The organism is Arcticibacter sp. (genome assembly GCF_053551015.1).
The window spans coordinates 62,312-88,810 of sequence record NZ_JBMQOB010000006.1; the positions used below are offsets into that span (position 1 = coordinate 62,312).

At 48.2% G+C, this 26,499-nt stretch carries 25 protein-coding genes; 21 read left to right on the forward strand and 4 right to left on the reverse strand.

Annotation, left to right across the window (positions count from 1 at the left end; all coding sequences use genetic code 11):
• The 4 genes from ACO1NU_RS02435 (at position 1) to ACO1NU_RS02450 (ending at position 4,808) form a co-directional block, all read left to right on the forward strand.
• On the forward strand, positions 1–975 hold the full coding sequence (locus tag ACO1NU_RS02435; protein WP_448816863.1) for a c-type cytochrome: 975 nt from the start codon (positions 1–3) through the stop codon (positions 973–975).
• A gap of 213 nt (positions 976–1,188) precedes the next feature.
• The gene (locus ACO1NU_RS02440) at positions 1,189–3,318 is read left to right on the forward strand and encodes a DNA topoisomerase 3 (RefSeq protein ID WP_448816864.1); all 2,130 of its coding nucleotides are present in this window, start codon (positions 1,189–1,191) and stop codon (positions 3,316–3,318) included.
• Positions 3,315–3,857 (forward strand): hypothetical protein, encoded by a 543-nt coding sequence (locus tag ACO1NU_RS02445; protein WP_448816865.1) that lies wholly within the window; start codon positions 3,315–3,317, stop codon positions 3,855–3,857. Before ACO1NU_RS02440 ends, ACO1NU_RS02445 begins: the two co-directional genes overlap by 4 nt.
• A gap of 81 nt (positions 3,858–3,938) precedes the next feature.
• Positions 3,939–4,808 (forward strand): cupin-like domain-containing protein, encoded by an 870-nt coding sequence (locus ACO1NU_RS02450; protein ID WP_448816866.1) that lies wholly within the window; start codon positions 3,939–3,941, stop codon positions 4,806–4,808.
• On the opposite strand, the gene ggt is transcribed toward ACO1NU_RS02450, so the two are convergent.
• Positions 4,805–6,511, reverse strand: coding sequence for a gamma-glutamyltransferase (gene ggt / locus ACO1NU_RS02455; RefSeq protein ID WP_448816867.1), 1,707 nt, complete (start codon positions 6,509–6,511; stop codon positions 4,805–4,807). The two genes, ACO1NU_RS02450 and ggt, sit on opposite strands and share 4 nt — an antisense overlap.
• Positions 6,512–6,517: 6 nt before the next feature.
• Positions 6,518–7,651 (reverse strand): formylglycine-generating enzyme family protein, encoded by a 1,134-nt coding sequence (locus tag ACO1NU_RS02460; RefSeq protein ID WP_448816868.1) that lies wholly within the window; start codon positions 7,649–7,651, stop codon positions 6,518–6,520.
• Between the two features lie 177 nt (positions 7,652–7,828).
• On the opposite strand from ACO1NU_RS02460, the gene ACO1NU_RS02465 reads away from it, so the two are divergent.
• Positions 7,829–8,062 carry a hypothetical protein gene (locus ACO1NU_RS02465; protein ID WP_448816869.1) on the forward strand — a complete coding sequence of 78 codons (234 nt, stop codon included), beginning with the start codon at positions 7,829–7,831 and terminating at the stop codon, positions 8,060–8,062.
• Positions 8,063–8,113: 51 nt separating this feature from the next.
• Entirely contained in the window at positions 8,114–8,740 is a 627-nt protein-coding gene (locus ACO1NU_RS02470; protein ID WP_448816870.1) for a hypothetical protein, read from the forward strand.
• Between the two features lie 80 nt (positions 8,741–8,820).
• Here ACO1NU_RS02470 and ACO1NU_RS02475 read toward each other — a convergent pair whose 3' ends face one another.
• A complete protein-coding gene (locus ACO1NU_RS02475) occupies positions 8,821–9,006 on the reverse strand; it encodes a hypothetical protein (protein WP_448816871.1) in 186 nt (61 codons plus the stop codon).
• A gap of 211 nt (positions 9,007–9,217) precedes the next feature.
• Here ACO1NU_RS02475 and ACO1NU_RS02480 point away from each other — a divergent pair, with 211 nt between their 5' ends.
• Positions 9,218–10,519 carry a DEAD/DEAH box helicase gene (locus tag ACO1NU_RS02480; RefSeq protein ID WP_448816872.1) on the forward strand — a complete coding sequence of 434 codons (1,302 nt, stop codon included), beginning with the start codon at positions 9,218–9,220 and terminating at the stop codon, positions 10,517–10,519.
• Positions 10,520–10,562: 43 nt separating this feature from the next.
• Here the strand turns inward: ACO1NU_RS02480 and ACO1NU_RS02485 are convergent, their stop codons facing one another.
• Entirely contained in the window at positions 10,563–10,778 is a 216-nt protein-coding gene (locus ACO1NU_RS02485) for a hypothetical protein (protein WP_448816873.1), read from the reverse strand.
• A gap of 118 nt (positions 10,779–10,896) precedes the next feature.
• Here ACO1NU_RS02485 and gap point away from each other — a divergent pair, with 118 nt between their 5' ends.
• From gap to ACO1NU_RS02555, 14 genes are all read left to right on the forward strand, one after another.
• Entirely contained in the window at positions 10,897–11,898 is a 1,002-nt protein-coding gene (gene gap, locus ACO1NU_RS02490) for a type I glyceraldehyde-3-phosphate dehydrogenase (RefSeq protein WP_448816874.1), read from the forward strand.
• Positions 11,895–12,329: a GNAT family N-acetyltransferase gene (locus tag ACO1NU_RS02495; protein ID WP_448816875.1), complete on the forward strand. Its 435-nt coding sequence runs from the start codon at positions 11,895–11,897 to the stop codon at positions 12,327–12,329. Before gap ends, ACO1NU_RS02495 begins: the two co-directional genes overlap by 4 nt.
• A gap of 18 nt (positions 12,330–12,347) precedes the next feature.
• Positions 12,348–13,538: a phosphoglycerate kinase gene (locus tag ACO1NU_RS02500; protein ID WP_448816876.1), complete on the forward strand. Its 1,191-nt coding sequence runs from the start codon at positions 12,348–12,350 to the stop codon at positions 13,536–13,538.
• A gap of 492 nt (positions 13,539–14,030) precedes the next feature.
• Positions 14,031–14,495, forward strand: a complete 465-nt coding sequence (mraZ, locus tag ACO1NU_RS02505) for a division/cell wall cluster transcriptional repressor MraZ (RefSeq protein ID WP_448816877.1) — start codon at positions 14,031–14,033, stop codon at positions 14,493–14,495.
• The gene (gene rsmH, locus ACO1NU_RS02510) at positions 14,488–15,390 is read left to right on the forward strand and encodes a 16S rRNA (cytosine(1402)-N(4))-methyltransferase RsmH (RefSeq protein WP_448816878.1); all 903 of its coding nucleotides are present in this window, start codon (positions 14,488–14,490) and stop codon (positions 15,388–15,390) included. Before mraZ ends, rsmH begins: the two co-directional genes overlap by 8 nt.
• Before the next feature lie 24 nt (positions 15,391–15,414).
• Positions 15,415–15,825, forward strand: coding sequence for an FtsL-like putative cell division protein (locus tag ACO1NU_RS02515; protein WP_448816879.1), 411 nt, complete (start codon positions 15,415–15,417; stop codon positions 15,823–15,825).
• A gap of 56 nt (positions 15,826–15,881) precedes the next feature.
• Positions 15,882–17,978, forward strand: coding sequence for a penicillin-binding protein (locus ACO1NU_RS02520; protein ID WP_448816880.1), 2,097 nt, complete (start codon positions 15,882–15,884; stop codon positions 17,976–17,978).
• A complete protein-coding gene (locus ACO1NU_RS02525; protein ID WP_448816881.1) occupies positions 17,975–19,438 on the forward strand; it encodes a UDP-N-acetylmuramoyl-L-alanyl-D-glutamate--2,6-diaminopimelate ligase in 1,464 nt (487 codons plus the stop codon). The genes ACO1NU_RS02520 and ACO1NU_RS02525 overlap by 4 nt, the downstream gene beginning before the upstream one ends.
• Positions 19,438–20,679 carry a phospho-N-acetylmuramoyl-pentapeptide-transferase gene (gene mraY / locus ACO1NU_RS02530; RefSeq protein ID WP_448816882.1) on the forward strand — a complete coding sequence of 414 codons (1,242 nt, stop codon included), beginning with the start codon at positions 19,438–19,440 and terminating at the stop codon, positions 20,677–20,679. The genes ACO1NU_RS02525 and mraY overlap by 1 nt, the downstream gene beginning before the upstream one ends.
• Positions 20,679–22,025: a UDP-N-acetylmuramoyl-L-alanine--D-glutamate ligase gene (murD, locus tag ACO1NU_RS02535; protein WP_448816883.1), complete on the forward strand. Its 1,347-nt coding sequence runs from the start codon at positions 20,679–20,681 to the stop codon at positions 22,023–22,025. The genes mraY and murD overlap by 1 nt, the downstream gene beginning before the upstream one ends.
• Positions 22,026–22,043: 18 nt before the next feature.
• Positions 22,044–23,216 (forward strand): FtsW/RodA/SpoVE family cell cycle protein, encoded by a 1,173-nt coding sequence (locus ACO1NU_RS02540; protein WP_448816884.1) that lies wholly within the window; start codon positions 22,044–22,046, stop codon positions 23,214–23,216.
• A gap of 17 nt (positions 23,217–23,233) precedes the next feature.
• The gene (gene murG, locus ACO1NU_RS02545) at positions 23,234–24,331 is read left to right on the forward strand and encodes an undecaprenyldiphospho-muramoylpentapeptide beta-N-acetylglucosaminyltransferase (protein ID WP_448816885.1); all 1,098 of its coding nucleotides are present in this window, start codon (positions 23,234–23,236) and stop codon (positions 24,329–24,331) included.
• 8 nt (positions 24,332–24,339) lie between these two features.
• Positions 24,340–25,692 carry a UDP-N-acetylmuramate--L-alanine ligase gene (gene murC, locus ACO1NU_RS02550; RefSeq protein WP_448816886.1) on the forward strand — a complete coding sequence of 451 codons (1,353 nt, stop codon included), beginning with the start codon at positions 24,340–24,342 and terminating at the stop codon, positions 25,690–25,692.
• Positions 25,685–26,494: a cell division protein FtsQ/DivIB gene (locus ACO1NU_RS02555; protein ID WP_448816887.1), complete on the forward strand. Its 810-nt coding sequence runs from the start codon at positions 25,685–25,687 to the stop codon at positions 26,492–26,494. Before murC ends, ACO1NU_RS02555 begins: the two co-directional genes overlap by 8 nt.
• The last annotated feature ends 5 nt before the right edge of the window (positions 26,495–26,499 follow it).

Below are 26,499 nucleotides of genomic sequence, written 5' to 3' on the forward strand. Positions count from 1 at the left end.
ATGAAAGCTATAAAAATCATCGGTGTCATTCTTGGAATAATCTGTATCCTGGTTCTCGTAGCCGGTATATATGTCAAAACAGCTCTACCCAATCCTGGCCCTCCTCCTGAGCTGACCATCGAAAAAACACCTCAGCGTGTGGAGCGAGGCAAGTATCTTGCTAATCACGTGACGGTCTGTATGGATTGTCACTCCTCGCGCGACTGGAGGTATTATTCGGGACCAATGGCTCCGGGGAATCAAGCAGGAGGTGGGGAAAAGTTCTCGAGAGAAATGGGCTTTCCCGGTATTTTCTTCGCGCCCAATATCACTCCCTACCGTCTGAAGACCTGGTCTGATGGCGAAATCTTTCGCGCTGTTACAGGAGGCGTAAATAAGGACGGTAAAGCCTTGTTCCCCCTGATGGCTTCACACCGCTTTGGTAAGATGGATAGGGAAGATGTTTATAGTATCATTGCCTATATCCGCACGCTGGATCCTATAAAAAACGACGTTCCAGAGCGGGAGCTGGACTTTCCGGTTAATTTTATTGTCAACACCATGCCTCAGCCACCAGCCTTTAGCACAATGCCTGCCGAGAGCGATAGAGTCCGTTATGGCGCATATCTGATTAATGCAGCCGGTTGCGTAGACTGTCATAGTCAGGTAGAGAATGGAAGTGTCATTAAGGGTACAGAGTTTGGTGGTGGTATGGAGTTTAAACAGCCTGGTGGTACAGTACGGACGGCTAACATCTCACCTGATCGGGAAACGGGTATAGGCAAATGGTCTGAAGCCATGTTCCTAAGCCGCTTCGATACGTACTCGTCCGACAAGTTTGTCAAACGGGAGGTGGCACCTGATGAGTTGAATACACCTATGCCCTGGACCATGTATGCGGGCATGAAAAAATCTGATCTCCAGGCGATATACGCTTATCTGCAAAGCGTGAAACCCATCAGCAACCGCGTGGAACGAATGGAAAAGACGCAGTAAGTTTTCCTTGTATGTGCTTATATAATCACCATGGTACATGATCACTTCTTCATGACGTGGAAAGAATGCCGGCAGGCTAATCGAATTTCTGGGCTATATTTGCAGCCGAATTATGAAGATTATGTCCCGACCGAAATCCCACCATATCATACAACCATGTCTCTGCCAACTGCCTTCAACTGAACCTTTCAACTCGCTTGTTGCTGCTGAAGTATGAAGGTCGTTATAGCAGAAAAGCCTTCTGTAGCCCGCGAGCTTGCGAAAGTTTTCGGGGCCACCACGAAAAAAGAAGGTTATGTGGAGGGGAAGGGTTATTCTTTTACCTGGGCATTTGGTCATTTAATTCAACTTGCAGCACCTGAAGCCTATGGTTTCAAAGGATGGCGTGTCGAAAACCTGCCCATGTTGCCTGAACGCTTCAAACTGGCGGTCAAGCAGAACCGCGTCAATGGCGTTATGAAAGACGATCCGGGCGTGGTCAGACAGCTGAACGTTATCCGCGACTTGTTTGAAGCTGCGACAGAAATCATCGTCGCGACGGATGCCGGGAGGGAAGGGGAGCTGATTTTCCGATATATTTACTATCACCTTAAATGTAAGAAGCCGTTCCGCAGGTTATGGATCTCTTCACAAACAGATGAGGCCATCAAGCAGGGATTCCGTAATCTGAAGCCTGGAACAGAGTACGATACCTTATTCTATTCGGCACAGTGCCGCTCTGAATCTGACTGGATTGTCGGACTTAATGCCACGCAGGCACTCAGTATCGCTGCCGGTAATCATTCTGTTTTGTCGCTCGGGAGGGTACAAACGCCAACGCTCGCCATGATCTGCGCGCGCTACCTGGAGAATAAAAACTTCAAGCCACAGATCTATTATCAGGTGGCTATATGGGTGAACAAAGACGGGCAAGCTTTCAAGGCGGTATCGGTAAAGAACTTCGACAAGTTAGATGCGGCTCAGAAGGTTCTGGATGCCGTCAAAGATGCAGCGTCCGGTTTCCCGCTCGGTGCGGACGTCTTGAACGTTGATGTGAAACCGCGCAAGGAGCCGCCGCCGCTGCTGCATGACCTGAGTAGTTTGCAGCAGGAAGCTAACAAGCGTAAAGGCTTCACGGCTGATCAGACGCTCGGTCTGGCTCAAACCTTGTATGAATCCAAGCTGATTACTTATCCCAGAACGGGAAGCCGCTATATAGGCGACGATATCTTCGCCGAAATACCCGCGCTGATCAGCAACCAGACTGATCACCCTACCTTTGGGAAGCAAGCTCTCGTTTTGCAAACTGCAAAACTGAACAAACGCAGCGTAAATGCTAAAAAGGTAACGGATCACCATGCCTTGCTGCCCACCAGCAACAAGCCCAAATACCTTCCTGAAGATCAGCAGGTAATTTATGATCTCATTAGTGGCCGAATGCTCGAGGCTTTCCATCAGGAATGTATTAAGGAACTCACCAAGATCTCTCTGGAGTCCGGCTCCATGTTCGTGGCGAATGGAACCGTTATCCAATCACCGGGATGGAGAGCCGTCTTCAACCAGTCTGATTCAGACAAGGAGGACGACGAGAATCCAACCTTACCGAAAGTGGCGAAAGGAGAGTCCCTTCCCATAGATAAGAAAGAACTGCTCGAGAAGCAAACGAAACCAAAGCCTCTTTACAACGAGGCTAGTCTCCTCAAGGCGATGGAGACATCCGGCAAGGAAATTGAGGATGACGAACTGAGGCAGGCCATGAAAGACACCGGCCTGGGTACCCCGGCTACCCGTGCATCCATCATTGAAACCCTGATTAAACGGGAGTATATCGGACGTGAGAAAAAGAACCTTGTTCCTTCGGAAAAGGGTCTCGCCGTCTACCATCTGGTCAAAGATAAGCAGATCGCGCAGGCGGAACTGACCGGACTATGGGAGAAGCGGCTTGAGGAGATCAGATCCGGTGCCTCGGTGCAGGACTTCAAAAACGAGATCCGCGATTATACACGCACCATCACCCGCGAGCTGCTGGAAGTTGGTGGAGAACTAAGTGGAAAATTGTCACCCCAGGAACTTGAAGGAGCCATCATCTGTCCGCAATGCAAAAAGGGCATCATTCGCATTACCGACAAAGTAGCCGGTTGCAGCGGATATGCCAGTGGTTGCAAGCTGACCATTTGGAGAACCATGTCGGGCGTAACACTCACAGAAGAACAGATCATGATGCTGCTCGAAAAAGGAAAGACAGAGGTGATCAGAGGCTTCAAATCAAAGTCTGGGAATGTGTTTGATGCTTCTCTGATCCTGTCAGAGGGAAAAGCACATTTCGTTTTTGAACCACGAACAACAAGCAAAGTCGAATCATGATCAATATTTCTGAAATATGTATCGGTAATATCCTTCATCCGGACGGAAACGATGAGACCCTCGTCGCCACCGTCAGGGCTGTGGAGGAGAATAAGATTTCCTTTTATGAGTATGCAGCTGCCAGCCCTGCCCAGGCGGCGCCGGTTGTTCTTTCGGAAATCTGGCTGAAAGGCTATTCGTTTCTGTACGATGCGGATAATGAAGCCTGGAGTAAAGGAAGCATGCATTTACAGCCTCTTGAAGAAGGGGGATATCGCTTTTCTTTGGGTGCTCATTCCCAGATCCTGAGCTTCGTCCATCAATTGCAGAATATCTTTTTCACCCTCTTCAATGAGCATATCCAGATTGAAATAGCGGAAGATGTGGAGGCCCCTGAAGTTCAGTTGGCGGCAGATAGTATCATGGTAAACTATCTGCCGAAAGACCGCAGTGCCAGGGCCTTTTCTTTCAGTTTAACGGTTGAAGGAGCAAGCTACGAAGTGCACTACGAAAAGGATACTCAGGGCTATTGGGTATTTTATTCTCATCGCCGCATCTGAGTAACATAATCGCGCTGTTCAGGCTGCATATCTTTAATATAGTATCTTTGGCCCCTTTGACTGAGGCAAATTTCAAATATCATGCATTTAAAACCCATCTCCAGGATTGAGGGGATAAGTCCCCAGGATTTCAGAAAGCAATACTTTCTGCCTAAAACACCGGTGGTAATCAGCGATTTCATTCGCGACAGTCCCGCTATGAGCAAGTGGAGTTATCCCTATTTCAAAGAGATTGCGGGAGATCTTCCTGTCTCGGTATTTGGTAAGGAGGATGCCTTTAATGATCATGTGAGCAGTCCCCCGGTCTCTCAGATGTCCTTTGCCGAATATCTCGACCTGATCGACAGAGGTCCCACAGAAAGCCGGCTGTTCTTGTTTAATCTGCTGCAGAAACGTCCCGATTTGAAGAAAGATCTTGTTTACAATGATGTAACCGGTGGATCTATCGTGTCCTGGATGCCTTTCATGTTCTTTGGTGGAGAGGGCTCCAGCGTTCGCAATCATTTCGATATCGACATGTCGCACGTATTCCTATCGCAGTTTCATGGCGAAAAGACCGTCTGGTTGTTCCCTCTCAGCGAGTCATCACTCCTGTACAAGCTACCTTTTAATTTTCATGGTTTAGCCAACTTAAAGGAGCCCGACTATGTGAAGTACCCGGGACTGAAGCATTTAAAAGGCTTCGAGTGCACCATCAAGCCGGGCGATACGCTGTACATCCCTTCGGGATTCTGGCACTATATCCAATACAGTACCGGCGGTTACTCGGTTAGCCTGAGGGCCCTGCCGGGGAGCTTCTCCGACAAGATGGCTGGCTTCCGGAACCTGTTCCTGACCAGGCCTTTCGACAATGCCATGCGCATCCTTTTTAAAGAGAAATGGTTTGATCATAAGATCAAAGCAGCAGAAAGACGGGCCAACCGTCGGCTAAAGAAGCTGAACGCCGTTTAATATCCTGAAATGGAATCGTCGCCACGTGAATCTGCTCCTCCTGAATAGCCGGAGGGGCTTACCAGGATCGCGTCTACCCGCCCGATAGGGGATCTTTTCCTTATCGTATATCCCTTGCGATTAAGATAGTCGGTCACAGCCGGAGAAAATGCAGATTCTTCAACAGCTATCTCGTCTGGCAGCCATTGATGGTGAAACCGCTTCGAGTCTACGGCTTCCTGCATCGATTGACCGAATTCAAGCACGTTCAGAATCGTCTGAAAGACTGAGGTGATGATCGTAGATCCTCCGGGAGTGCCTACCACCATGAATAATTTGCCCTCTTTTTCTACAATCGTAGGGGTCATAGAGCTTAGCATGCGCTTTCCTGGCGCTATGGCATTTGCCTCTCCGCCTACCAGACCATACATGTTTGGCGACCCCGGCTTTACCGAAAAGTCGTCCATCTCATTGTTGAGCAGAAAGCCCGCACCCTTAACCAGCACCAGCGACCCGTAAGAGCCATTCAGAGTGGTGGTGACGGATACCGCATTCCCGTCTTTGTCGGCAATAGAAAAATGGGTGGTCTCGGAACTTTCATACCCTGCAGTTTTGCCCTCGCTGATCTCGGCGCTCGGTGTAGCTTTAGCCCAGTTGAAAGATCTCATTCTTGATTTCTGATATTCCCTGTTCAGCAGGGCTGATTGAGGCACTCTGTAAAAGTCCGGATCTCCCAGGTGAGCTGCGCGGTCAGCGTATACTCTTCGTTCTGCTTCCACGATCAACTGCACTGTGGAATCAGCCTGATGTCCCCATCGCGCAAGCGGATAAGGTTCGACTGATTGCAGCAACTGCAGCAGGGCAATACCTCCGCTGGAAGGCGGTGGCATGGTGATGATCTTATAGTCTTTGTATTGCCCGACGATCGGTTTCCTCCACACGGAGTGGTAGTTTTTCAGGTCTTCCGTTGAGATGATGCCTTTTCCGGCTTTCATTTCCCTCACGATATGTTCAGCCGTTTCGCCCGCGTAGAAACCATCGCGTCCTTTGTCCCGGATCCGCTTCATTGTAAGCGCCAGCTCTTTTTGAACAAGAAGGTCTCCCGGCTTCCAGTATTTCTGCTGGCTGACCAGCGCGGTTCCCCTCGGGTTGAACTGCTTAAACTTTTCTCTTCTGCTGTTTAACTCGCTCGCCTGCATCTCTGTCAGTGCGAAACCCTTTTGCGCCAGCCTAACTGCCGGCTCCAGTACTTCCTTCCAGCTTAGCTTGCCAAATTTTCGATGCGCCTCCACCATTCCATCCACAGTGCCCGGTACGCCCGCAGCAAGGTGTCCGTATACACTTTTGTCGGTTATAGGATCGCCTTTCTCGTCCAGGTACATGTTCCGCTGGGCCGCGGCGGGTGCCTTTTCACGGAAGTCCAGTGTGGCGATTTCCCCGGATCCCGTCCGGTACACCATGAATCCACCTCCACCGATGTTTCCCGCATTGGGATATACAACAGCCAGGGCAAACTGCACGGCTACGGCCGCATCTGCTGCATTGCCCCCTTTTTTCAGGATGTTGATCCCGACTTCAGAAGCCGCAGGATGTGCAGTAACGACCATGCCATTTTTATAAGTCCCGGTTTGTGCATGGATGATCGTGCCCGGACAAACCAGCAGGCAGAGAGAGAGAAAACGACAATATAACATAGAAGGTGATAGTGTATAGTATTTATTCATAAAGCTTTATTTATCCAAAACACAGCGGAAGCCGACATGCTGCATGGCGCTGTCCTCGCTGCTTTTCATTCTTCGTGCATTCCGGTAGCCCGAGCAATAGCCGTCGTTGCACAGGAAAGACCCTCCTCTCATCACGCGCTTTTGTGCATAAGGCTCATCAGGATCATAACTTTTAGATGGTCCCTGCGGGTTGTTGATACCCTCGGACGAGCTAACAGCCTCATAATAGTCGCGGTGATACAGATCGGCGCACCATTCCCAGACATTCCCCGCCATATCGAACAAACCGTATCCGTTGGCGGCGAAAGACTTCACGGGTGCCGTCTGATAGAAGCGGTCCCTGAGGGTATTCTGATGAGGGAATTGGCCCTGCCAGGAATTGGCTTTTACCGCACCCTCATCTACGGGTTCATTTCCCCATGGGTAAACATTGTTCTTTAGTCCCCCGCGTGCAGCCCATTCCCACTCGGCCTCCGTCGGCAGACGCTTTCCCGCCCATTTGCAATAGGCCTGTGCGTCATACCAGGAAATGTGCACAACAGGATGCTGGTCTTTCCCCTCGATGTTGCTCTCCGGACCTTCCGGATGACGCCAGTCGGCTCCGTTCTTCCATTCCCACCATTGTGCAACATCACGGAGATCTACGGGACCTGCACTTCCCCTGAAAACCAGTGATGCGGGACGTAGCAGAGATTCATCAGGTTTCGGTGTTCCCGGAGGAAGCTGCTTCTTCAGCTCCTCCCAATCGGGCTTTTGCTCTGCCGTGGTAACGTATCCTGTCGCTTTTACAAAAGCAGCGAACATGGCATTGCTAACTTCGGTTTCATCCATCCAGAAGCCGTTCAGTCTCACCTTATGCTTGGGGTATTCGTCAGCCGCAGCTTGGCCGCCATCTCCACCCATCTCAAATTCGCCGCCTTCAATCCATACCATCCCTTTATGACCGCCCTGAGGGGGGGAGGAAATATCTGAGCCCACCTGTGCTGCCATGGCAAACCGGGCTGGTACGGCCGACACACAACAGGCCGCCGAAGGCGAACTGGCCAGGGTGTCACATCTGCCGGTTGCCGCTACAGTCTGCTGAAGAGGAAGCGTGGAAAAGAAGCTGACCGACATGATCAGGAGAGAAGGAATTTTCATTTCTGTAGAAGTATATTACGCCGCATTCTTATTACGTGGCTATACCAAATATAAAACTAACTTGCAGAGATTTAATAGCCATAGATATTTGTAGTGCGATATTTAAAACAAAAAACTTCATATATTGCTTACATTGAACTAAGGTTGACAATGTATTTTTGAAATGTAGAGTTATTTATGAAACAGGCATTGAACTTAACGTTTAACGATCTAGACTATAATTTTCAGGTGATTAAATTTCCTACAGTAAGTTCGTCATGTATAGAAGTGCAGGTGTTGCTGAACCATGTAACGCGGACACTTGTTAAAAGCACAGCAACGTGGCGGCTCAAAGGAAACGATAATACAGACGACCAGGAACTCATCGAGGCGATAGGTCAGCTTATTGATCAGCGTTACCGGCTATCCTAGACTTCCGGATTACCTTGTTCGGCTTCGTGCCAGAGGCAGGAAGCCTGAAAAATGACTATGGAAACAGGAGGATTTGATTACAGGAGCGAGATCCTGCATAGTGCATGTATGCTCTGCGTGGTCTACAGGGAGCTGTTTGTCTATGGCCTTAATGCTGCCCTCTGCAGCGAGCTGAGCGACCTGCGGGAAGTCTTTGAAGATGGCGACGAGTACCCAGGCGATGTTTCCCTTCTTGAAGCTCTGGATGATCCGAATATCAGATTACTCCTCCAAATCATGTATGATGTCGAACGAACAGGTGATTCCCTCTTAAATATCAACAACTTCAATGACGAGGCACTTAAAGAGGCTCTGGCTCAGGGGATAGGGGACGAATGCACTTCAGAATTGAGCGATGAGGAAGAATTTGGCTCATATAAGTTCTGGATGAACGATGCAATGGGTTTTGCGCATTTGAGCGTCTACTACCTCATGCAGCAATGTTATCGGCTCACTCACCACCTTATTGATATTCCCGAGGAAGCCGATATACTCCTGGCATTCCCTACTGATGAATCGCTCCAGGTGATGGAGGGTCATGATCAGAATGTAGCTATGCTGGTCGGTTTATGTTTTCGCGTGAGCGATAGGGCGAATGAACTTTGCGAAAGCCTGATGAATTCAGGAAATACGGAGTGATGGAAATTCTGTAAAACAAACGAAGGAGCCAGACTCTCAAACTGGCTCCTTCAATCATCGCTCAAAAGACATGTTTTTTGTTATTTAGCAGACGTAGAGTCTGGCGCTGCAGTCGTGTCAGCCGGAGTTGTAGTTGGTGCTGCTGTGGTGTCGGTAGTATCCTGAGCAAACCCCATCTTAACTGTCTGAACCTCACGGTTACTTGCACTGATAGCAGTGATTCCTGCGAAACTTAATATAGCGGCTGAAAACAATAACTTTCTCATAATATTTTTCTTTAGGTAATTATGCATCCAGTAAGCGAATAACCGCGCCAGAAAATTAACGTATGATTATAATGTTGATTTTCAGTTGGTTGTGTTTTTGTGAAGTCTGTATGAGTCCATATTGTTGTGGAATAATCCAACAAGTTGCGGGATATGAAAACTAATAGCTCAACAAGCTGTACCTTTGATCCCGCAAGTTCTGCAAGACACGATGATCAAAAAAGCACTTAGTAACCTCCGGATATCTGCACTGAATGAGATGCAGGAAGCGGCCCTGCGCACGCCCGCAGACAAAGACCTTATACTCTTTTCCCCAACCGGTTCAGGGAAAACTTTGGGGTTCCTGCTGCCTCTTATCAAATCCCTTGATCCGGGCGCGTCTCGGGTACAGGCACTTATTCTGGTGCCATCCAGAGAGCTGGCCCTGCAAATTGAGCAGGTTTTCAAGGCTATGGGTACTTCCTTCAAGATCACCTGCAGCTATGGAGGTCATTCTACCCGTATAGAGCGGAATAGCCTGATGCATCCTCCTGCGGTACTGGTTGGTACTCCCGGCCGTGTTGCCTGGCATTTGCGGAGAGAGGGCTTTAGCACCGAATCCGTCCGCACCCTTATCCTGGACGAGTTTGACAAATCCCTGGAGTTCGGGTTTCAGGAGGATATGTCTTATATCATCGGCTGCCTGCCTGCGCTGGAGCGTAGAATGCTTACCTCTGCCACCCGGATGGATGAGATTCCATTGTTTACAGGTGTGAAGGATCCCCTGGAGCTCAACTACCTGAATAAGCAGGAAAGTCTTCCTGACCTGACCTATAAAGCGGTGCTCAGCACAGCCGAAGATAAGCTGGAAGCTCTGTTCTCCCTGATTTGCATGATCGGCAACCGGTCTACGCTGGTGTTCTGTAACCACCGGGAGGCCATTGGCCGCATCGGTGAACTGCTTGATCACATGGGAATCGTGCACGGCGAGTTTCACGGAGGCATGGAACAGGAAGACCGGGAGAGAACGCTTCTGAAATTCCGTAACGGAACTTATCGTTTATTGATCACAACAGACCTCGCGGCGCGAGGTCTGGATATTCCCGAAATTGAATTTGTTATTCATTACCAGCTTCCTCTGACCAGAGAAGCATTCATTCACCGCAACGGGCGTACCGCCCGAATGCACGCCACAGGTACCTCATTCCTGCTACTGACTAAAGAAGAAGTACCCGCTCATTTGGGAGTAGAGCCGGAGGTCATTACTCTGCCGAAGAGACCGGTGGTGCCTGAACCGACTGAATGGGATACGCTTTATATTGCGGCGGGCAAAAAAGACAAGATCAACAAGATTGATATTGTTGGGCTCCTCCTGAAAAAGGCCCAGCTTCCTAAGGAAGACCTGGGACTGATAGAAGTGCTTGACCATTCCTCTTATGCCGCTGTAAAGCGCAGTCAGATCCGCTCTGTCGTCAGTCAACTGAAAGACGAGAAGATCAAAAACCGGAAAATAAAGATCCAGATATCCAGCTAAGCGGATCCGCGCTTTAATAGCGGTGGCTGGCGCAGTCCGGCCACTACACGTCTTTAGGCGGCGTCTTCACCGGATTCACCGGTTGTTCAGACGTCTCCTTCGTCTTTGCAGGATTTTTAAAATGCGCATCCTCAGCCTCGTAGTCCAGGTCTTCAGGTTTTACGACCGCTTTCTCGTCATCTTTCCCCGGTTTGATATCTTTTCTCTCCGAATCCTGGGGCTCCAGTCTTTCTGGATTGTCGCTCTGATTATTTGTCATAGTAGTTTTACTTTATAAAACTACGTTCCTAAATAAAGGTTTCGAAAGCCCCTTATTTGATCGAAAAACCTAACTTTGATCGGGGAATATTTGCTTCCTGCAAATTAAATTATTTTGAATGAAAGTAGCTATTAACGGATTTGGGCGAATAGGGAGGACTGTTTTCCGGATATTACTGGAAAACCCGCAAATAGAAATAGCCGCCGTCAATGATCTTGCAGATGCCGCTACGCTGGCTCACCTGGTACGGTATGACAGCGTTCACCGTGGATTTAAAGGGGAGATCTATGCTGATGATTCTACCTTGGTTGTAAACGGAAAACCGATCCCGGTCTTTTCGGAGCAGTCGCCTGAAAACCTGCCCTGGGCAGCACTTCAGATTGACGTAGTCATTGAATCAACAGGCCGGTTCATCAGCCGCACAGCCGCAGAAGCACATCTGCAGGCAGGAGCCAGACAGGTCATCATCTCTGCACCACCGTCTACCAAAGACGTGCCGGTGGTCGTATTGGGAGTGAATGACCAGGAAATCGATTTCCGGTCGCCCATCCTATCCAACGCATCCTGTACCACTAATAATATAGCACCGATGATCAAGGTGCTCGAAGAGAAGTGGGGTATTGTGAACGGTTACATTACCACCGTGCATTCTATGACCGGTGATCAGAACCTGCATGATGGTCCGCACCGCGACCTAAGAAGGGCAAGAGCCGCGTCTTCGTCCATTATTCCTACCACCACAGGAGCCGCCAAGGCCATCACCAGCATCTTTCCGCGTCTGGAAGGAAAGTTAGGAGGTGCCGGGATCCGCGTGCCTGTGCTGAATGGTTCCCTGACTGATTTTACCTGTACATTGGTCCGTCAGCCCACCGTGGAAGAGATCAATGCCGTCTTCATGAAAGCCGCTCAAAACGAACTTCGGGGCATTTTGCAATATACATCAGATCCAATAGTGTCCGTCGACATTTTAAATAACCCTCATTCTTGTATCTTTGACTCACTGCTGACTTCAGTGGTGGGGGACATTACGAAAGTTGTTGGCTGGTACGATAACGAATACGGGTATTCCAGCAGGCTGACAGACATGGTTAAACGTATAGCGGGGGTAAACGGAAGATGATCAGCTTTATCACTGCGGAAGAGACGCTCAGCATGAGAAGTGAGCTTCTCCTGGATGGAAAGGTTGCGCCGGATGATTGCCGTTTTGATGAAGATGCATTGGAAGGCGCGTTCCACCTCGGATACAAATTGGATGACCGGATCGTTTGCATCTGTTCGTTTGCACCGAAGGAGTTAGATCCGTTTGGCGCCGATGGCTTCCAGCTGAGGGGAATGGCAACCGATCCTGCTTACAGAAATAAAGGTATCGGAAACCTTGTGGTCAATTTCGGGGTTTTGTATCTCAGAGGACGCAATGCCAGATATATCTGGTGTAACGCAAGGAGGGAAGCATATACGTTTTATGCGGGACTGGGTTTTGAAACAATATCGGCGGAGTTTGAAATAGAGGGGGTCGGACCCCACAAGAAAATGTATCTCAAGATTTCTTAAAACTATATTAACATAAACATGAAGACAATTGATAATCTGAATTTCTCTGGAAAGAAGGCACTGATCCGTGTTGATTTCAACGTTCCCCTGGACAAGGATTTTAATATAACTGACGATAACCGTATTCAGGGTGCTTTGCCTACAATCAAGAAGATTCTTGCAGACGGCGGTTCCGTGATCTTAATGTCTCATCTTGGCCGTCCGAAAGAAGGCCCTACAGAGAAATATTCTTTGAAGCATATTGTTAAGCATTTGTCTGATGTTCTTGGAAAAGAAGTGCAGTTTGCTGACGACTGTATCGGTGCTCAGGCTACTGAGAAAGCTGCTGGACTAAAAGACGGCGAGGTGCTTCTCCTGGAAAATCTTCGCTTCTATAAGGAAGAAGAAAAAGGAGATGTTGCATTTGCTGAAAAGCTGAGCAAGCTGGGGGATGTATATGTGAACGATGCTTTCGGAACTGCACACCGTGCCCACGCATCTACTGCTGTGATTGCACAATTCTTCCCTGATGCAAAATACTTCGGTTACCTGATGGCTGGAGAGCTGGCTAATGCAGAAAAGGTATTGAACAATCCGGAGCGTCCTTTCACAGCGATCATGGGCGGTGCTAAAGTATCTGATAAGATCCTACTTATCGAGCGCCTTCTGGAAAAAGTGGATAACCTGCTTATCGGTGGAGGTATGGCTTATACTTTTGCAAAAGCAAAAGGCGGACAGATTGGAAATTCACTTGTTGAAGCAGATAAACTGGAGCTGGCATTAAGCCTGATTGAAAAAGCAGAAGCGAAAGGTGTAAAGCTGATCCTGCCTACTGACTCAGTTGTAGCTGACAAGTTTGCCGCAGATGCAAATACCGACGTTGCTCAGAATCATGATATAAAGGATGGCTGGATGGGTCTGGACATCGGTCCTGATGCGGTTAACGTGTACAAACAGGTTGTTGCTGATTCAAAAACGATCCTTTGGAACGGTCCGATGGGCGTGTTCGAAATGGAGAAATTCGAAGCTGGTACTAAAGCTGTTGCGGAAGCAGTAGTGGAAGCAACTGAAAAAGGCGCATTCTCTCTGATCGGAGGAGGTGACTCTGCAGCTGCTGTTGCTAAATTTGGTTTCGAAGAAAAAGTAAGTTATGTATCTACAGGAGGCGGAGCCTTACTGGAATACATGGAAGGTAAAGAGTTGCCAGGCGTTAAAGCCATCAACGAATAAACACCGTATAATTTATTTTAAAGCCGGTTCATCTCATGGACCGGCTTTTTTATTGCCTTCCGCACGGCATACGAAGGAGAGGGATACCAGCAGAAGGGGATCAAGAGATAGTTTTGTGCGAGTCTGGGCGGTGCTTCCCATGATAATCTACCCACACAGAGCCGGTATTCAAAGTTCTTTTTTCAGGTCAAAGTCGGGTCAGTAACAGCTGAGTATCCGGTTAGTAGCGGGTGGCGTTCAAAGCAGATTCTACCAAGTCTCCCACGAGTTCCCATTTTGCCGGCTTTTCGATGGTGATCTGTACCAGATCTCAGCAGAAATAAGCTGTTTCTATGCCCGTTAGTTGCTATTGGGAAGTGCTCATTTCCATAGAATTCCTCTTTTTTAGCTTCGAAATGGAATAAAACTTCTTGTTGAAAACTTTTTGTGGGGTTATGTGGTAGAAAGTGGTAAAAGTATGTAATTTTAACCCACTCAAAGTTTAGCTAAATAATGTCTCACTTCTTAGGCGAATTTGAATGTAAGCTCGATGCAAAGGGCCGACTGATGATACCAGCCGGACTCAGGAAGCAAATGCCTGAGGCTGAGAAGGAAGGGCTTGTTGTAAATCGCGGATTCGAAAAGCATTTAGTTATTTATAGCAGAAAAGAATGGGACAAGATTATGGAAGATTTGAGTAAGCTGAATCAGTACGAAGAGAAGAACAGACAGTTCATCCGGTACTTTACGAGGGGTGCAACTGAGCTGACGCTGGATGCTGCAGGTAGAATTCTGCTGCCAAAATCACTGCTTGAGTACTCAGGTGCATCTTCTGATGTTGTGCTTGCTTCTCAATTCAACAAGATCGAACTCTGGGCAAAAGATGCATACGATGCTCTGCTCGATAATCAACCTGATAATTTCTCCAAGCTGGCCGAAGAGGTGATGGGTGGAGCAGGAAGGAGGGCTGATGTCTAATTATCATATCCCCGTGATGTTGCAAGAGTGTATCGAGGGTTTGAATATCGTCCCTGATGGTGTGTATGTTGATGTGACTTTTGGTGGCGGCGGGCATTCGAGGGAAATTTTGAAGAACCTGGGCGAAGGCGGCAGATTGCTGGCTTTTGATCAGGATGAAGATGCAAAAGGAAATATTCCAAATGATGATCGGTTAACCTTTATAGATCAAAACTTCCGCTTTTTGAAGAACTACTGCCGGTTGTACTCGGCAGTACAGGTGGATGGTATTCTGGCTGATCTTGGTGTTTCATCCCACCAGTTTGATCAGCCAGAGCGGGGGTTTTCTACACGGTTTGATGCCGATTTGGATATGCGGATGGATCAGTCGGCGCCCATGACGGCGAAGGAAGTGATCGCTACCTATAGTGAAGACGATCTGCACCGGATCTTTGGCATGTACGGAGAAATTCAAAATGCGAAGTCGCTGGCGCGTACCCTGGTAACTGCCAGATTGAACAAGCAGATTGAAACCATCGCCGAGTTCAAAGAGGTGATTAAGAAATTGATTCCTAAAGGGAAAGAAAATAAATATCTGGCGCAGGCTTTTCAGGCCCTGCGTATAGAAGTGAATCAGGAGCTGGAAGCCTTGCAGGAGTTTTTGATGCAGGCGGCCGATGTGCTGAAGCCGGGAGGAAGACTTGTGGTAATGTCGTATCATTCACTGGAGGATCGTCTGGTGAAGAACTTCATCGCAAAAGGCAAATTCCGTGGTGAACTGGAGAAGGATTTTTACGGGAACATCCAGCGTCCGCTGAAGGCGGTAACCCGTAAAGCGGTGGTGGCTACCGATGAAGAAATTGCCCTGAATAGTCGTGCCAGAAGCGCGAAGTTGCGGATTGCTGTTAAGTTGTAAGGTTTAAGGTTATCTGAGAGGCATATGAGTAATCGGTTCAGAAGAGAAATAGAGGAAGAGGAGTTGGAGCAGGAGGCGGAAGTTAAGCCTCAGCCTAAGAAGGCCACGCTGCCACGCAACTTTTTCACCGTGCTTTTGACTGATGGTGTGATCTCTAAAGAAGCGGCTTCGGAGATGATGCCCTTTATTATTTTCATCGCCTTCTTAGGTATGGTTTATATCGGGAACAGGCACTTTGCTGAAAAGAATATCAGGGATATCGACAAGTTGAGTAAGGAAGTCAAGGAAATGCGATGGGACTATAAAACGCTGAAGGCAGACCTGATGCTGAGGAGTACTCAGACAGAGGTTGCTAAAAAGGTGGATACGCTGGGTTTGAAAGAGCCGGTGGAGCCGCCAAAGAAGCTGATGGTTCCGGAGTTGAAAGAAAAATAGAACGATACGGGATCTGGCTTTGCAGATCTTAAAGAGAGATAAATAAGCAGTGAGTAATGAATATCAGAACTGACATTTTATTGCGCGTTTATATTGCCTTCGGACTGATTGTCCTGTTGGCTCTTGCTGTATTGTTTAAGCTTTTCCACGTTCAGTTTGTGGAAGGAGAGAAGTGGCGGGCAATGGCCGACAGCTTGTCGACTAAGTTCGTGAATGTGGAGGCGGTAAGAGGGAATATCCTGGCCAATGACGGAAGTCTGCTGGCTACTTCGGTGCCTGAATATGAGCTGCGTCTTGACCTGAAAGCAGGTGGAGTGGAGAAGGATCAGGTGTTCTATGAGAAGGTCGATTCGCTTGCGGAGAAATTGTCAGGATTTTTCGGCGATAAAAGTTCCCGTCAGTATTCCAATATTTTGAGAAAGGCGCGGAGAGAAGGTTCGCGATACTTCCTTTTGAAAAGGAACGTGACTCATCAGGAGCTGAAAGTGATCAAGACATTCCCGATTTTCAATCTGGGTAAATATAAAGGTGGGTTAATCGCGGTTCAGCAGAACAAGCGGATTTTGCCGTTCAGAAGTCTGGCAGCCAGAACAATTGGTTATAACAACGAGCACGTTCAACCGGTCGGTCTGGAAGGTGCCTATGGTGAATATGTGAATGGGGAAAGCGGACGCCGCCTGGTGCAGCGTATCGCCGGAGGGATCTGGATGCCGGTGAACAAGGATATTGAAATTGCGCCAAAGGACGGTGCGGACATCATTTCTACCATCGATATCAATGTTCAGGACGTAACACAGAATGCACTTTTAAAGCAGTTGATTAAGAGTGATGCTGAGCATGGCTGTGCTATTGTTATGTCTGTTGAGACAGGTGAAGTAAGGGCGATCGCTAATTACACCCGTACCGGAAAAGGTACCTACGAGGAGAAATTCAACTATGCGATCGCTGGAAATCAGGATCCGGGATCAACGTTCAAAGTAGCATCCTATCTGGCGTTGTTTGAAGATAAGGCTGTGGATACCAGTACACTGGTCTCCACAGAGAACTACAAAATTCCCGGTCATATTATCAAAGATTCGCATGGAAGTATCGGTGTGGTATCTGTTAAGAGAGCATTTAATACCTCTTCTAATGCCGCAGTAGCGAAGTTGGTTAATCAGACCTATAAAGACGACCAGTCGAAGTTTACTGATCATCTGTATAACTGGCATTTGCATGAAAAGCTTGGTCTGCAGATTCCCGGGGAAGCGAAGCCGGTGGTGAAGAATCCAAAAAACAGGAGCTGGAACAAGAATATGTCGCTGCCGCAAATGGCCTACGGTTATGAGATGCAGCTGACTCCGCTGAAGATGCTGTCTTTTTACAATGCAATTGCGAACGACGGTAAATATCTGGCACCGATCTTTGTAAAAGAGATCAGAAGGCTTGGAAACACGATTGAGCATTTTGATGCGCGTGTGATTAACGAGCAGATCGCTTCCGAAGGGGCGATCAAAACGATGCAGGAGCTTTTGGAAAGTGTGGTGAAAGAGGGAACGGGAAGAGGGATCATTTACAATCCTCTATATAGGGTAGCCGGAAAGACGGGAACGGCGCAGGTAGCGGACGGAAATCGTGGTTACCGTGCTAAGCGTCAGTACCAAGCTTCATTCTGTGGGTATTTTCCGGCAGATAACCCGAAATATTCCTTGATCGTGGTAGTAAACGGTCCTAAGAATGGCTATTACGGAGCCCAGGTTGCAGGTCCTCCATTCCGTGAGATCGCAGATAAGATTTACGCAAACGATAAGGAGATGTATAATCCGGTTCCGGAGCGACTTGTTGGTAATACGAAGCTTCCTCCTTCCAAGGCGGGACATAATGAGGCTACCCGTCAGGTTTACAAGGCCTTGGGGATAAAAGCCTATTATGCATCAAACAGCGAGTTTGTGCACCCGATAGACACCAGCAATGGTGTTTCGGTAAGAGAGGTTGAAATTAATGCGCATAGCGTTCCTGACGTATCCGGAATGGGACTTAAAGATGCTGTTTATCTGTTGAGCAATGCCGGTCTGAAGCCAGTTGTAAAAGGCAGTGGCAAGGTGGTGAAGCAATCGCTGGCAGCGGGATCCCGGATTGTTAAAGGATATCCTATAAATATAGAACTGCAATGATGAGAATATTTACAGAATTGTTAAGTGGAATTACTGTTCTTGAACTGCGTGGCCCGGGCGACGCCGGTATCGGGAACATCTGCTTTGATTCGAGGCAGGTGAAAGCAGGATCTCTATTTATTGCTATTAAAGGTACGGTGTCTGACGGACATGCTTATATCGCGAAAGCGGTTGAGCTGGGTGCGTCGGCTGTTGTTTGTGAGGTTTTGCCTGCTGAACTTGCAGAAGGGGTAAGCTATGCTGTTGTGGAAGATTCTGCTTTGGCACTGGGACTGATCGCATCCGAATATTTCGGACATCCTTCAGCATCGATGAAGCTGGTCGGCGTGACCGGTACAAACGGAAAAACCACTGTCGCCACACTGCTTTTCAAGTTATTTAAAGAACTGGGTTACAAAGTAGGTCTGGTATCTACTGTTGAAAACTATATCCATAATACCGTTGTGCCATCTACGCATACCACGCCTGATCCGATCGCTTTGAACGGATTGCTGGCCGATATGGTAGATGCTGGCTGTGATTACTGCTTTATGGAAGTGAGCTCACATGCTGTGGCACAGCATCGTATAGCCGGTCTGCAGTTTACCGGTGGAATATTTACCAACATTACGCATGATCATCTCGATTTTCATAAGACCTTTGATGCGTATCTGAAAGCCAAGCGTGGCTTCTTTGACGCCTTGCCGAAGACAGCTTTTGCACTTACCAATGCGGATGACCGCAACGGGAATATCATGCTGCAGAATACGAAGGCCTATAAGAAGTCGTATGGACTGAAGAATATGGCCGACTTCAAGGTCCGCATTGTGGAGAACGAGTTGAGCGGTTTGATTCTTGAGATTGACGGGCAGGAAGTTTGGTTTAAGCTGATCGGGAATTTCAACGCGTACAACCTTCTTTCCGTGTATGCTACTGCGATGCTGCTGGAGCAGGATAGCAATCGTGTGCTGACCATCCTGAGCAGGTTGAACAGTGCGGAGGGCCGGTTTGATTACATCACGGCGCCGAACGGTGTTATCGCGATAGTGGACTACGCGCATACGCCTGACGCGGTGCAGAACGTGTTGAGTACGATCCAGTCGGTACGAAAAGGTATTGAGCAGGTAATTACGGTGATCGGCTGTGGAGGTGACAGGGATAAGACGAAGCGTAAGCCGATGGCGCAGATTGCATGCGACTGGAGTGATAAAGTGATTTTAACATCTGATAATCCTCGTTCTGAAGAGCCGATGGATATTATCAGGGATATGGAAGCGGGCGTAAGTCCTGACAATAAGAGAAAAGTTTTGGTAATAGCAGATAGGGGAGAAGCGATACGTACCGCATGCCATCTGGCGAAAGCGGGTGATATTATCTTGATTGCCGGTAAAGGACATGAAAAGTATCAGGAGATAAAGGGTGTAAAACATCCGTTTGATGACAAGAAAATAGTGACTGAACAACTAATTCAGGTAGGCTAATGTTATACTATCTATTTACATGGTTGCATAATGAATACGGGCTTACCGGAACGGGAGTGTTTCAGTACATATCGTTCAGGACAGCTATGTCTATCATCTTCTCGCTATTATTCACTACTATTTACGGAAGCAGGCTGATTAGAAGGTTGCGCGCGCTTCAAGTGGGTGAGACCGTCAGGAATCTGGGTCTGGAAGGTCAGATGCAGAAGCAGGGTACTCCTACGATGGGAGGAATCATCATACTTCTGGGTATACTCATTCCGACATTGCTGTTTGCCAAGCTCGAAAATGTGTACATCATCCTGATGCTGGTTACCACTGTCTGGATGGGTATGATCGGCTTTATAGACGATTACATCAAAGTATTTAAGAAAGATAAAGAAGGACTTGCAGGAAGGTTTAAGATCCTGGGTCAGGTAGTGCTGGCACTGATCATTGGCTGGACAATGTATTTCCATCCGGATATCGTCGTGCGTCAGCAGGTAACGCTTCCGACTACGAATACCAGTCCGCTTGAAGTACACCAGAAGGGTAATTCCTACTATTTCACGCAGAACCTCAAGTCAACCATGACCAATATTCCTTTCGTAAAGAACAATGAATTTGACTACGCCAAATTCCTGAGCTTCCTTGGAGAGGGACATGAAAAATATGCTCTGGTGGTGTTCTTGTTTTTTGTGATCGTGATTGTAACGGCTGTCTCCAACGGCGCCAATATAACAGACGGAATAGATGGTTTGGCTACGGGAACCTCGGCTATTATAGGGGTGACACTGGCAGTACTGGCCTATGTGTCGGGTAACACGATCATGGCGGAGTACCTTAATATTATGTACATCCCCAATTCGGGAGAGCTCGTGATCTTTGCGGGAGCGTTTGTAGGAGCTTGCGTGGGCTTCTTATGGTATAATTCCTATCCTGCGCAGGTGTTTATGGGAGATACAGGAAGTTTGGCTATCGGGGGGATCATTGCAGCATTTGCCATCATGATCCGGAAGGAGCTATTGATTCCGATCCTGTGTGGTGTGTTCCTGTTTGAGAACCTGTCGGTGATCCTTCAGGTGTCGTACTTCAAGTACACGAAAAAGAAATTTGGCGAAGGGCGCCGCATCTTACTGATGTCGCCCGTGCATCATCACTATCAGAAGAAAGGGTATCATGAATCGAAGATCGTAACCCGCTTCTGGATTGTTGGGATCATATTGGCTGTGTTAACTATTGTAACCTTAAAATTGAGATAATGGGGGCTAAACGTTACATCGTGATTTTGGGTGCAGGAGAAAGCGGCACAGGTGCGGCAGTACTGGCGCAGAAGCAGGGCTTCGAAGTCTTTGTGTCTGACGCGGGTCCGATAGCTCCGCAATATATAAAAGAGCTGGAAGATGCGGGGATTGCGTTTGAGCAATCACAGCACTCGGTAGAAAAGATCGAGAAGGCGGATGAGGTGATCAAGAGCCCGGGGATTCCCGAAAAGGCTCCACTGGTGAAGAAGCTGCGTGAGAAGGGTATCTCTATCGTGTCGGAAATCGAGTTTGCCGCCCGCTATTCAAAGGCGAAGACGATCTGCATCACGGGATCGAACGGGAAGTCGACCACTACGATGCTGACCTACCACATTCTCAAGAAGGCAGGTATGGACGTGGGGCTGGCCGGAAACATCGGGCAGAGTTTCGCCCGTCAGGTGGCACAGTCGGAGCATGACTGGTATGTGCTGGAGATCAGCAGTTTTATGCTCGACGATATGTACAAGTTCAAGGCTGATATAGCAGTATTGCTGAATATCACGCCCGACCACCTGGACCGCTATGACTACAAGCTGGAGAACTACGCGGAATCGAAGATCCGCATTATTCAGAACCAGACAGAGAAGGACGTTTTCATCTATTGTGCAGACGATCCGGAGACGATAAATATTTTGAAAAAGCATCCTGCGGTAGCAGTGACGTATCCTTTTTCAATCAAAGAAGAGCTCGATAAGGGCGCATATATTCAGGACGATCAGATTATTATTAAACTCAATACAGAACAAGAATTCAAGATGACTATTACAGATTTAGCGTTACAGGGCAAGCACAATATCTACAATTCTATGGCTTCGGGTATTGTGGCCAAAGTCCTCGAACTACGCAACGAAAGCGTAAGAGAGAGCATGGGTGATTTTAAAAATATCGAACACAGGCTGGAATATGCCGGACGGATTACAGGCGTGGAGTTCATCAATGACTCCAAGGCGACCAATGTGAATTCGACGTGGTATGCACTGGAAAGTATGACAACCGACGTGATCCTGATACTGGGTGGCGTGGATAAAGGAAACGACTACTCAATACTGAAGGATCTTGTGCGCAAGAAAGTCAGAGCGATCGTTTGCCTGGGTAAAGATAACAAGCGCATCCACGAGGCCTTTGAGGATGATGTGGAAATGATTGTAAACACCTTCTCAGCGAAAGATGCCGTGGAGATGTCTTACCACATGGCAAAGAAAGGAGACACTGTATTGTTGTCGCCTGCTTGCGCAAGTTTTGACTTGTTTAAGAATTACGAAGACCGCGGAGATCAGTTCAAAGCAGCGATAAAAGACTTGTAGGCATTTAACCTGAAGGATATGATTGAAAGTATATTAAGCAGAACAAAGGGAGACCGCTGGATCTGGCTGATCGTGATATTGCTTTCTGTATTGTCATTGCTGGCTGTATACAGCTCGACGGGTACTCTTGCCTATAAAAAGGGCGTGGGTACGGAGCAGTATCTGTTCAAGCACCTGATTATGATCGTGGGTGGTTTTGCGCTGATGTATTTTTCTCATCTGCTGGACTACCGGTATTATGCGGGTATCTCGAAAGTGCTGATGATCCTGACGGTTCCTCTACTGATATATACCCTGGTATTCGGTAACCACGTAAACGACGCGAGTCGCTGGGTAACGATTCCGATTATTAATCAGACGTTTCAAACGTCCGATCTTGCCAAGCTGGCTTTGATCACGTTTCTGGCGAGGATGCTCACAAAGAAGCAGGACCAGATCAAGGATGTAAAGAGTTCCTTTCTTCCGATCATGGGTGCAGTAACAGGCGTATTCGTCCTGATTGCTATTGCGAATTTATCGACGGCTATCATGCTGTTCGGGGTAAGTATATTGCTGCTGATCATCGGAAGGATCAGTATCAAACAAATATCGGTTGTTTGTCTGGCCGGTCTGATCGTATTGCTTGGGGTGATCTTCCTGGGGCCGCGGAGAGCTACTTATGCTTCCCGTATTGATGTGTATCTGCATCCCGAAAAGGCAGATCCCGACAAGGCTTTTCAGGCTAATCAGGCCAAGATCGCTATTGCAACGGGCGGACTCTTCGGAAAAGGACCGGGTAACAGTACACAGCGGAATTATCTTCCGCACCCTTATTCTGACTTTGTGTATGCATTGATCATTGAAGAATACGGGATGATAGGAGGTATAGGAATTGTTTTCCTCTACCTGATGTTGCTTTACAGGTGCGTGTTGATTGTGACTGCCAGTCCGAAAGCCTTTGGCGCATTGCTTGCGGCAGGATTGAGCTTCAGTTTGACGATTCAGGCATTTGCGAACATGGCGGTAGCCGTAGGGCTGGGACCTGTGACGGGTGTGCCACTGCCGCTGGTGAGTATGGGAGGAACATCCATCCTCTTTACGAGTGTGGCTTTCGGTATTATACTGAGCGTGAGCCGCGATATTGAAGAACAGAAGACGAAACAGAAACCGGGTGAGGAGAAGGTTTTAGTGGGTGAGATACCGGCAATGTAAAGAATAGAATAGGAGAAATGGCGAAAAGAATAATCATCAGTGGAGGAGGAACCGGGGGACATATATTCCCTGCGATTGCTATAGCCAATGCTCTGAAGCGCCTGGACCCGGCAACGGAGATCCTGTTTGTAGGTGCTCTGGGGCGTATGGAGATGGAGAAGGTGCCGGCTGCGGGTTATAAGATCCTGGGGCTGGATATTCAGGGCTTTCAGCGCAACTCGCTGTTGAAGAACCTGAAGTTGCCCTTTAAAGTGATAGGAAGCCTGATGAAGGCCAGGGATGTGATCCGGGAGTTTAAACCGGATGCAGCAGTAGGTGTAGGCGGTTATGCATCAGGTCCGCTGTTGCTGGCGGCAGGGAACATGAACGTGCCCTACCTGATCCAGGAGCAGAACTCCTATGCAGGTATGACAAATAAATGGCTGGGGAAGAAGGCTGCGAAAGTTTGCGTGGCATTTTCCGGAATGGAGCAGTTCTTCCCGGCAGAAAAGATATTGATGACCGGCAACCCGATCCGCAGAGAAGCGGTGGACGTGAGCGGAAAGCGCGCTGAGGCGCTGGAAAGCTTTGGCCTGTCGGCCGACAAGAAAACGGTTCTGGTAACAGGCGGAAGTCTGGGTGCACGAACCTTGAACAAGAGCATGCTGGCCGAGCTGGCGCTGTTTGAAAAAGAAGGCGTGCAGCTAATCTGGCAGACCGGCAAGTACTATTACAAGGCGGTGCTGGAACAAACAGCGGGTATGGCTCAGCAGAACGTGCGGATTGTAGAGTTTCTGAACCGCATGGACCTGGCCTATGCTGCTGCTGATGTGATCATCTCAAGGGCAGGGGCAGGAACCATTGCCGAGCTGTGTGTGGTTGCTAAGCCGGTAATACTGGTGCCTTCGCCGAACGTGGCAGAGGACCATCAGACACAGAATGCGATGGCACTGGTGAAGCAGAACGCTGCGGTACTGATCACGGATCAGGAAGCAGAGGGAACGTTGGCATCCCTGGCAGTGAGCCTGATCAGAGATGAGCAGAAATGCCGGGAGCTAAGTGCGAACATTGCTGCTATGGCTTTGCCGGATGCGGATGATGTGATTGCGAAAGAGGTATTAATTATTGCTAAATAGTCGAATAAATGGAGCTGGATTCAATTAAGAAGGTTTATCTGGTAGGTATTGGGGGCATCGGTATGAGCGGTCTTGCACGGTATTTTCATAAAAGAGGATGCCAGGTGAGCGGTTATGATCGTACGCGCACCACGCTTACCGACAGTCTTGTTGAAGAGGATATCCAGGTTTCGTTTATTGATGACACCGCAGACATTATAGAAAACTGGTCTGACAAGGAGAATACGCTGGTGATTTATACACCTGCCATTCCAAAAGACTCGCAGATATTGAACTATTTCAAAGGCGCCGGTTACGAGTTGAAAAAGCGTTCGGAAGTATTGGGAATCATCAGCAAAGGCATGTTTACGATTGCTGTTGCCGGAACCCACGGGAAGACGACGACATCGACGCTGGTTGCTCATATTCTGAAGCATACCGGTTATGACTGCACGGCGTTCCTGGGCGGAATATCATCCAACTTCAATACGAACGTGCTGTTTGGGGATAACAACGTCATGGTTGTAGAAGCCGACGAATATGACCGGTCTTTCCTGACCCTGCACCCGGATATCGCTATTGTGACCTCTATGGATGCCGATCATCTGGACATCTACGGAACCGATGATCAGGTGAAAGAGTCGTTCCGTCTTTTTGCTTCACAGCTGAAAGAGGGCGGAAAGCTGATCCACAAGAAGGGTCTGGCGCTGGAGGGCGGATTGAGCTACTCGGCATCGGAACAGGCGGAGTCCTATGCCTACGATGTGCGTGTGGAAAACGGTCAGTTCTACTTCGATTTTTCAGGAGAAGGTATTGCGATCAGTGATATTGCTATGCCATTACCGGGACTGCACAATATCGAGAATGCAGTAGCGGCCATCCAGGCGGCTTTGTATCTGGGCATATCAGCGGAAAAGATAAGGGCAGCGATTGCCGATTTCAAAGGAGTAAAGCGGAGATTCGAGTATGTGGTCCGATCTGAAAAGTCGGTCTACATTGACGACTACGCCCATCATCCCGAAGAGCTGAAAGCTTGTATATCGGCAGTGAAAACCTTATTTCCGGAAAAGACACTTACGGTTGTTTTCCAGCCGCATTTATATACACGAACCAGAGACTTTGCGCCGGGCTTTGCAGAAGCGCTCAGCATGGCAGACGAGTTGATCCTGCTGGATATTTATCCGGCCAGGGAGCTGCCGATAGAAGGGGTGACATCAAGGATCATTCTGGATGAGGTGAATAACGGACTGAAGATGCTTTGCAGCATGGAAGAATGTCGGCACTATCTGTCGATCAGGAAGCCGGAGTTGCTGCTGACTGTAGGGGCAGGAGATATTGATACAATGGTAAACCCTTTAAAGGAGATTATGAGCCATGCTTAAACGGATTGCCTGGAAGCGGATCTTGTACGTGTTTGCCTGGCTGGTCAGCATCGGGGGACTTGTTACGCTCATGAGTTTCATTGAGGGTAAGAAGAGTCATCTGAAGTTTAAGGACATCAAGGTGATCATACCCGGTACGGCAGGCTTTATTGATCGTAATGAGGTGAACCGGATCATCCAGAACCATTCAGGTCTGATCATCGGCAAGTATTTTCATGAGGTTAACCTCCATGAGCTGGAGAGCGAATTTAAGCGGAATTCTTATATCCGGGACGCGAAAGTTTATGCGGATATGGACGGCACGGTCCACATCATGGTGATGCAGAGTGATCCGCTTCTGAGGATCATTACGCTGACCAATCAGGACTTCTATATTGACCGCTTTGGCAATAAACTGCCGACGTCAAAAGACTATACACCGCATGTGCTGGTAGCAAACGGCTACATTATGGAGAATTATACTAAAAAAGAAGATTCACTTAGAACAAAAGTGGTGCGCGACTTGTATAAAACAGCTCTGTACGTTGAAAAGGATTCTTTATGGCGCGATCAGTTTGAACAGCTCTATGTGAACGCACAAAGAGATATTGAGATCGTGCCCCGTGTTGGAAATCAGAAGATCATTTTAGGAGATGCCGACTCTTTAGAGGTGCGTTTGCGCAATCTGAAGGCGTTCTACAAGAGGGCTATGCCTGTTGTGGGTTGGAATGCCTATAAAACGATAAATATTAAATATACGAACCAGATTATCTGTGAGCGGAACCTTGCAGACAGTGCCTGGATTGTAGCATCAGGAAAGTAAAACGA

Coding starts and splice junctions, on each gene's coding strand:
- murD (WP_448816883.1), top strand. CDS start 20,679: ATGGGGGCTAAACGTTACATCGTGATTTTGGGTGCAGGAGAAAGCGGC.
- ACO1NU_RS02445 (WP_448816865.1), top strand. CDS start 3,315: ATGATCAATATTTCTGAAATATGTATCGGTAATATCCTTCATCCGGAC.
- ACO1NU_RS02435 (WP_448816863.1), top strand. CDS start 1: ATGAAAGCTATAAAAATCATCGGTGTCATTCTTGGAATAATCTGTATC.
- ACO1NU_RS02500 (WP_448816876.1), top strand. CDS start 12,348: ATGAAGACAATTGATAATCTGAATTTCTCTGGAAAGAAGGCACTGATC.
- rsmH (WP_448816878.1), top strand. CDS start 14,488: ATGTCTAATTATCATATCCCCGTGATGTTGCAAGAGTGTATCGAGGGT.
- ACO1NU_RS02555 (WP_448816887.1), top strand. CDS start 25,685: ATGCTTAAACGGATTGCCTGGAAGCGGATCTTGTACGTGTTTGCCTGG.
- ACO1NU_RS02520 (WP_448816880.1), top strand. CDS start 15,882: ATGAATATCAGAACTGACATTTTATTGCGCGTTTATATTGCCTTCGGA.
- ACO1NU_RS02475 (WP_448816871.1), bottom strand. CDS start 9,006: ATGAGAAAGTTATTGTTTTCAGCCGCTATATTAAGTTTCGCAGGAATC.
- ACO1NU_RS02485 (WP_448816873.1), bottom strand. CDS start 10,778: ATGACAAATAATCAGAGCGACAATCCAGAAAGACTGGAGCCCCAGGAT.
- ggt (WP_448816867.1), bottom strand. CDS start 6,511: ATGAATAAATACTATACACTATCACCTTCTATGTTATATTGTCGTTTT.
- ACO1NU_RS02450 (WP_448816866.1), top strand. CDS start 3,939: ATGCATTTAAAACCCATCTCCAGGATTGAGGGGATAAGTCCCCAGGAT.
- mraY (WP_448816882.1), top strand. CDS start 19,438: ATGTTATACTATCTATTTACATGGTTGCATAATGAATACGGGCTTACC.
- ACO1NU_RS02495 (WP_448816875.1), top strand. CDS start 11,895: ATGATCAGCTTTATCACTGCGGAAGAGACGCTCAGCATGAGAAGTGAG.
- ACO1NU_RS02540 (WP_448816884.1), top strand. CDS start 22,044: ATGATTGAAAGTATATTAAGCAGAACAAAGGGAGACCGCTGGATCTGG.
- ACO1NU_RS02440 (WP_448816864.1), top strand. CDS start 1,189: ATGAAGGTCGTTATAGCAGAAAAGCCTTCTGTAGCCCGCGAGCTTGCG.
- gap (WP_448816874.1), top strand. CDS start 10,897: ATGAAAGTAGCTATTAACGGATTTGGGCGAATAGGGAGGACTGTTTTC.
- mraZ (WP_448816877.1), top strand. CDS start 14,031: ATGTCTCACTTCTTAGGCGAATTTGAATGTAAGCTCGATGCAAAGGGC.
- ACO1NU_RS02465 (WP_448816869.1), top strand. CDS start 7,829: ATGAAACAGGCATTGAACTTAACGTTTAACGATCTAGACTATAATTTT.
- ACO1NU_RS02480 (WP_448816872.1), top strand. CDS start 9,218: ATGATCAAAAAAGCACTTAGTAACCTCCGGATATCTGCACTGAATGAG.
- ACO1NU_RS02470 (WP_448816870.1), top strand. CDS start 8,114: ATGACTATGGAAACAGGAGGATTTGATTACAGGAGCGAGATCCTGCAT.
- ACO1NU_RS02525 (WP_448816881.1), top strand. CDS start 17,975: ATGATGAGAATATTTACAGAATTGTTAAGTGGAATTACTGTTCTTGAA.
- ACO1NU_RS02515 (WP_448816879.1), top strand. CDS start 15,415: ATGAGTAATCGGTTCAGAAGAGAAATAGAGGAAGAGGAGTTGGAGCAG.
- murG (WP_448816885.1), top strand. CDS start 23,234: ATGGCGAAAAGAATAATCATCAGTGGAGGAGGAACCGGGGGACATATA.
- ACO1NU_RS02460 (WP_448816868.1), bottom strand. CDS start 7,651: ATGAAAATTCCTTCTCTCCTGATCATGTCGGTCAGCTTCTTTTCCACG.
- murC (WP_448816886.1), top strand. CDS start 24,340: ATGGAGCTGGATTCAATTAAGAAGGTTTATCTGGTAGGTATTGGGGGC.